We start from the raw sequence: 1,972 nt of genomic DNA, 5'->3' as shown, positions 1-1,972 counted from the left end.
CATACACACTTGTGGTTAAGTTTTTTGTCGATTTACTACTTTTCTTAGTTCGCAGCTACTTTTTTTTATATCTACGCAACAAGGTCTTGCGAGGAGCCATAGGCTGCGTGGCAATCTCATGAGATAATAACAAACTCCTGAGATTGCTTCGTCGCTTCACTCCTCGCAATGACGCAAAAATAAGAAATAAACATATGTCTCCAAAATTCATGAAATTTTACGAAAGATATATGACGATTGTCGGTACAATCGGCAATTTTATGTTTTATGTACAGGCTCATAAGATTTGCACCTGCAAATCTTCGGCTTCTGTTTCTATGCCCGCCTTTACTATAAGTGCTATTGCTCTTTGTAGTTGGCTTATATACGGCATATTAATAAAAAATACACCTATTATAATAGCAAATATAGTAGGTTTTATCGGAGCATTATTAGTTCTCTTAACCATAATAATATATTAATAATGACTAAGAAAATCATTACTTTAGTTGGTCGTCCGAATGTAGGCAAATCAACCCTTTTCAATAGATTAAGCATACATAAAAAAGCTATCGTTCACGATTTGCCGGGCGTCACTAGGGATAGAAAATATACAGAAGGCAAAATCGGCTCTTTTGAATTTTTATTAATTGATACCCCAGGACTTGAAGAGAATCCTGATAGTATGGGAGAAAGGTTAATGGAACAGACTACTAAAGCAATTTTAGAGGCAGATTTAATTTGTTTTATGGTTGATGGTAGAAGCGGAATATTGCCCGGTGATAAGCTACTTGGTAGCTTTGTTAGAAAATATAATAAGCCTGCTATATTGATAGTTAATAAATGCGAGAAAGCTTTTGATTTTGATAAAGAATACTACAAATTAGGGTTTGATAGTATGGTGGCTATCTCTGCCGAGCATGGCACAGGCTTAATTGATTTATATGACGAAATTATTGCCAAGTTACCTGAAGAAGAATCAATCGAGATAAATATAGCCGATCCAATTAAAGGAGATTGTTTGCAGATAGTAGTTAGTGGCAGACCTAACGCCGGAAAATCTACTTTTATAAACGCTCTTATTAATGATGAAAGATTATTAACCGGTCCTGAAGCTGGTATTACTCGTGAATCAATTGAAATTGATTGGCAATATAAAAATAATCACATTAAATTAATCGATACGGCAGGACTCCGCAAAAAATCTACTATTACAGAGTCTTTAGAAAAATTATCGGCTTCAGATGCTATTAACTCTATTAAATTTGCTAATACCGTAATCTTAATGATTGATGCTTTAGCCCCTTTAAAACAGCAAGATTTAAATATTGCAAGCCATGTGGTAAATGAGGGGAGAAGTATAGTTATAGTAGTGAACAAATGGGATTTAGTTAAAGAATCCAAAAAAGAAGCATTTCAGGAAGAATTTTATTATCAGATAAATACTCATCTGCCTCAGGTTAAAGGCGCACCCGTTCTATTTATTTCAGCAATAAATAAACAAAATATAGAGCAGGTTTTAGATGCGTGTCTTAAAATCTATAAAATTTGGAATAAGAGAATAACTACTAGCAAATTAAATGAATGGCTTAATTTTACTACGGAAGCACATCCACTACCTCTACAAAAAGGCGGTAAAAGAGTGCGTGTAAAATATATGACTCAAACAAAAACCCGCCCCCCTACTTTCAAATTATTCTCCAATAATCCGGAAAAAATTACCGATAGCTATACCAGGTATTTAGTAAATAATATGCGTGAGGCTTTTGACATGCCAGGCATTCCTATTAGATTTACTTACGTAAAAACTAAAAATCCTTATGTGTAGTTTAACATTCACTAATAACAGTTTAAGCACAGAAAAATCTGAATTAGATGTATTACTAGATAATATTACTGACTCTCATTATCATCTGTGTGATTTGTAGACATAGTTACAACTAAGATGTCTGTAGAAGTCAAGATTTAATCTTACAGACATTATAAAAATTAT

At 33.4% G+C, this 1,972-nt stretch carries 2 protein-coding genes; both read left to right on the top strand.

The window, feature by feature from the left end:
* Positions 1 to 194: 194 nt before the first annotated feature.
* Positions 195 to 461: a SemiSWEET family sugar transporter gene (locus KYQ89_RS03290; RefSeq protein ID WP_218460390.1), complete on the top strand. Its 267-nt coding sequence runs from the start codon at positions 195 to 197 to the stop codon at positions 459 to 461.
* Positions 462 to 463: 2 nt separating this feature from the next.
* A complete protein-coding gene (gene der / locus KYQ89_RS03285; RefSeq protein ID WP_218460389.1) occupies positions 464 to 1,807 on the top strand; it encodes a ribosome biogenesis GTPase Der in 1,344 nt (447 codons plus the stop codon).
* The last annotated feature ends 165 nt before the right edge of the window (positions 1,808 to 1,972 follow it).

The organism is Rickettsia sp. TH2014 (genome assembly GCF_019249195.1).
GTDB classification, from domain to species: domain Bacteria; phylum Pseudomonadota; class Alphaproteobacteria; order Rickettsiales; family Rickettsiaceae; genus Rickettsia; species Rickettsia felis.
The sequence above is the reverse complement of the archived record's forward strand: the minus strand, read 5'-3'. Positions and strand labels throughout refer to the sequence as shown.

What these genes read in the sequence shown, in the direction of transcription:
- KYQ89_RS03290 (WP_218460390.1), top strand. Translation starts at nt 195, where the DNA reads ATGTCTCCAAAATTCATGAAATTTTACGAAAGATATATGACGATTGTC.
- der (WP_218460389.1), top strand. Translation starts at nt 464, where the DNA reads ATGACTAAGAAAATCATTACTTTAGTTGGTCGTCCGAATGTAGGCAAA.